This is a genomic window from Thermogutta sp. (assembly GCF_014359955.1).
Lineage (GTDB): Bacteria > Planctomycetota > Planctomycetia > Pirellulales > Thermoguttaceae > Thermogutta.
Map to the genome: position 1 here is coordinate 1 of NZ_JACIYL010000387.1, position 4,089 is coordinate 4,089.

Annotated in this window: 4 protein-coding genes; 3 read left to right on the forward strand and 1 reads right to left on the reverse strand. The window is 57.3% G+C overall.

Annotation, left to right across the window (positions count from 1 at the left end; genetic code table 11):
- Positions 1-647 (reverse strand): prephenate dehydratase domain-containing protein (locus H5U08_RS11770; protein WP_297033233.1); only part of this gene is annotated, 647 nt, incomplete at its 3' end.
- A gap of 689 nt (positions 648-1,336) precedes the next feature.
- Here H5U08_RS11770 and H5U08_RS11775 point away from each other — a divergent pair.
- The 3 genes from H5U08_RS11775 to H5U08_RS11785 all read left to right on the forward strand — a co-directional run.
- Positions 1,337-1,978 carry a class I SAM-dependent methyltransferase gene (locus tag H5U08_RS11775; RefSeq protein ID WP_297033235.1) on the forward strand — a complete coding sequence of 214 codons (642 nt, stop codon included), beginning with the start codon at positions 1,337-1,339 and terminating at the stop codon, positions 1,976-1,978.
- Positions 1,979-2,084: 106 nt separating this feature from the next.
- Positions 2,085-2,543 carry a hypothetical protein gene (locus tag H5U08_RS11780; protein ID WP_297033236.1) on the forward strand — a complete coding sequence of 153 codons (459 nt, stop codon included), beginning with the start codon at positions 2,085-2,087 and terminating at the stop codon, positions 2,541-2,543.
- 638 nt (positions 2,544-3,181) lie between these two features.
- A partial coding sequence (locus tag H5U08_RS11785) for a hypothetical protein (protein ID WP_297033239.1) occupies positions 3,182-4,089 on the forward strand: 908 nt, incomplete at its 3' end.

Consider the following 4,089-nt stretch of genomic DNA (forward strand, 5'->3'; position numbering starts at 1 on the left):
TGTTTGGCCAGCCAGTTCCGGCATTGGGACAGGGCCTGCGGACGGCTGTACACTTCCCGAATTTCAGAGCGCGGGCATTTCGCCAACAGCGTGTGATGAATTTCCAGCTCCACCTGGCCGCAAATCCGTGCCGGGGTGCGGATGAACATATCCAGCGTGTCGGCGATGCGGCCGTCGGTGGAATTTTCCAGGGGTACGATTCCAAACTGGGCATGACCCCGGAGCACCTCTTCAAAAACCGCTGCGATGCTCCCCACAGCAACGTATTCCACCTGCTGGCCAAATCGGTGAATGGCTGCGAGGTGACTGTAGCTGTACTGAGGTCCAAGGTAGGCCACCCGAAGAGGCTTGATGAGCGACCGGCAGGCGCTGAGAAGTTCACGGAAGATCGCCTGCGTCGCCGCCCGGCTCAATGGTCCGAGGTTTTTTTCCAGGACCGCTGCCAGTTGCCGATCTTCATCGGAGAGTTGGAAGTCGGGTTCCCCTGCTTCTTTGCGCAATTCGGCCAACTGGAGGCTCAGCTCGGCACGGCGATTTATCAGTGCGAGGAGATGCTGATCCAGGGCCTGCAGCACCTGTTGGACTTTGCTGGTGGTCGGTTTTCCGGTCACACCGAAGGACTTGGCAGATTTCAGGCCTTTGGCCATGACAACACCTTACGCTGACGTCTTTGGCCGATCATGCATACCCCCTTTCCCCCTTGTAGTTACGCAAGGGTGGGTTGTCAATCTACCCTCCAAGTGGGCACGCGCGGCCAGACACGGCGAAAACGAAGGCGCCGTAAGACGTCTTCTTGCATGTGATGCACGCTGTGCGCCAGTACGGTGTTCCGTATAGTGTATTTTTGGTGTGCGATTGTTCGACGGAGCCGAGTGGCGATTGGTTCAAGGAACAGTCGCTACGCTTCGACAAGGCTGGTGTCACTGTCAAGATGGGCAGGTGATCACTGTGGTATCGGCCGGTGGCGCGTTGATTGGCGGAAGCGCGCTCATGCGTGGTCGCGTTAGGCTGCGCTGTGATCCGCACGCGGTGTGGGGTCTTCGGCCAGTCTTTGAATATTTTTTCTCCTCAGCGAGAACTGAGCACTTCGCGCGGACATTCGCCGCCTGAGATGTGTTGCCTCCCACACGCCACACACCTTGTGGAAGGGTTTCGCCGCCCCGTTAATGTGTTACCATAAGAAAATCGGGTGATTTCGGATGGCTGACGGGTGCGATCTGCGAATTACCGCATAAACGGGCAGGTGCGCACTGCGGCGTGTGAGACCGATATTCCAAAAAGTTCAGTAGCGACAGAATCGTTTGTGTAACCAATAGAGAAGAATGGAACACGGGTTATGGCGGCGAGTTTACGAAAGTTTCGTGCGCCTTCCGCTGCTGATTGGGACACCGTTTACCGCGAAGGCTTGCCCCCGTGGGAGATGGGGATACCTTCCCCCGCGCTGGAGGAGTTTCTGAAACGGGAACTCTTGCGCAAGCCCAGTGTCCTGGAATTGGGATGTGGTACGGGAGCCGACGCGGTGCTTCTTGCGCAAAAGAAGTTCGATGTCACGGCCATCGACTTTGCACCCACCGCCATTGAAAGGGCCCGAACACGGGCGCAGCGGGCAGGGGCTCGGTTGTGCCTCGTTCTCGAAGATGTCTTTCTGTACAACTATAAGGGTGCGACGTTCGATCTCGTCTACGACTGTGGATTTTATCAATATGTCCGGCTGTGGGAGCTGTCGAGGCTCCTCGATCTACTGTGGCGTGTGACAAAGCCCGGATCATATTATCTTTCGGTCAGCTATTGCGGAACGGAAGAATTTCCCGGATTGACGAGCGTTACGGAGGACAACATCCGTTGGGAGTTGGGCAGATTGTTCGAGTTGAGAGAACTGGTTACATTCCGCTTTTATTCTCCCCTTCAGCGGAAGGAGATCGAGGGTATTTCGGCGCTGTTATACCGTCCAGCCCCGCAACGTCGAAATGGAGAGTAGTGAGCTGAGAATGACTGTGCTAGAATGCACTCGGGTGGAGGCGTCGAGTGAACTGTGTTGGATAGACAAGCAGTCAGCTTGTGCTTGTAAGGAAAGGATGCTCAGGATGAAAACGTCGGTCATCTGGATCTTCTTCGTCGTGGTGGTGATGCTCGCCGTTGTTTCTACGGGGTGCCGAAAGGGCTCCGGAACGGGCGAAGGGCAGCCGGCTGGTCCTTCAGCGACGGTTAAAGGTCAGGAAAATCCGTCCACGCCCGCTCAGGTGGCACCGAGTTCGGAGGAGAGCGCGGGGCCGGCTTCTGCCCCTGCTCCGGGTGTGCAGCCGCAGACGCAGCCCTCGAACACGATGAGGGAGAAAGCTTCCCCCGCCGCGTCGTCGAGTTCCTCTCAGCTTCAACACGGGACAGCCTCCTCCGAAGACGATGAAGGAGATGTTCGTCTCGGCCGAATGGTAAGAGGATTATTCCGAGCGGCGGGCTCTGCCATTCCCGGCGTTTCTGCACGTGAGGAATCGCAGACGAACACGACCGAGGAAGCTCCTCCGTTCAAGCCACCTCAGCGGTGATCAACGCATCACATCTTGTTTTTTCACCCGTGGCCTGTCGCGGATATCATAGGTACGGCTTGACGGCGGTGTAGCGGGAGTCCTCAGGTCTAAACTCCTCATCGTGAACCGCAGTTTCTGCTGTCTTACGCGTTAACGGGGGCTAGATTGCCTCCCAACGTTGCGGTCCATCGAGGGGAAACGGATAAGACCCCGGCACGCCGAGAAACTTGTCGTTCGCCAGCGATCAGGCTGAAATGATCTCGTCTCCCAAAATGTGGAGCCGGGACGCTCCTTGAACCGCGACTGGCAGTAGGGGCACGGCGAACGGTTTGAACCTGGCTTCTCAAGTGTTTGCAGGTGTTACGCCTGCCCCGGTATAATCGTACTTGCGCCCCGGAAGATGGACTTGTTGATTGTTGACGACACGGCGAACCGTAGCACCCGTGTCAGCGAATCTGGGGGACAGTTCCATCGACGGGACAATATCACGGCGGGGTCCGCTTCGAATTGGCCGTTACTTTTTCGACGAAAGTAGTCGCCGTCAGACGGGCTTTGGTTCGCCCGAGGCGGTGTTGTTTCGTGGGGATAGTCAAACTGCGGTTGTATGTCGGGTTGGGGTGCAGAACCTCGTCTTCTCAATTTCAGTAGGTGCCACCATGAATGCGCACGATCAGGAACGCGCCCGATCCGGGGCATCGGCAGGCTTTTCAAGTGCTGAAGACGCTCGTCTGGTCGAATTGGCGGAGCGGAAAGCAGCCCGATTGGGGTTTCGTTTTGTGGATGTGCGGACTGTTCGTCCTGCCCCGCAGATTCTTCGTTTGGTCCCGGCAGATTTCGCACGATCGTACCAAATTCTGCCCATTGAATTTGATCAGGAACGCCTCGTGGTGGCGATGAGCGATCCGCCTTCGCCCGAGATGTCCGATCGGCTTCGTTTTGCGCTGGATCATCCAGTGCGGGTCGTTCTGGCCGTCAAAGAACATCTCATCGAGGCTATTGAAAGGGCGTACGGAAAAAGCACGCCTGAAGAGGAAAGCGGTCCGAGTGCGGAGTCCGAGGAAACACCGTCCGGTGCGTCGGTGGAGTTCGTGGAGGTGCGGGAGGAAAAGGCAGCGGCCGGAGAAGTGACTGCTGTCGACCCGGAATCCGCGGAGATCACCCGAAGTATTCAGGCGGTCATTGGTGAGGCCATCCGGCTGGGAGCATCCCGGGCGGCGCTGGTCCACTATCATGGGACAACCAAAGTGGGCTACAAGGTGCACGACGGAATCTGCACACGGGCCGATATCCCGTTCGAACTCCTCGCACCGATGGCCGCGCGCATGCTGGCAATGATCAATTTCTATGGTTACGTTAAAGTCGTGGCACGCGGCATCGAAAGAAAAATCCGGGTTGGATGTCGAACGACGCCCTACGGTTTGTCGCTGATTCTCGATTTTGACAGGGATGATTCGGCCCTTCAGGCGGCCAGGGAAAAGGCCGTGTTGCTGGGGTATGGCTTCGACGACCTGGAGCGTGCTCAGATTCCCGCGGAAGTTCTGGCCACTGTTCCCGCGGATATTGC

What these genes read in the sequence shown, in the direction of transcription:
- H5U08_RS11775 (WP_297033235.1), top strand. Translation starts at nt 1,337, where the DNA reads ATGGCGGCGAGTTTACGAAAGTTTCGTGCGCCTTCCGCTGCTGATTGG.
- H5U08_RS11780 (WP_297033236.1), top strand. Translation starts at nt 2,085, where the DNA reads ATGAAAACGTCGGTCATCTGGATCTTCTTCGTCGTGGTGGTGATGCTC.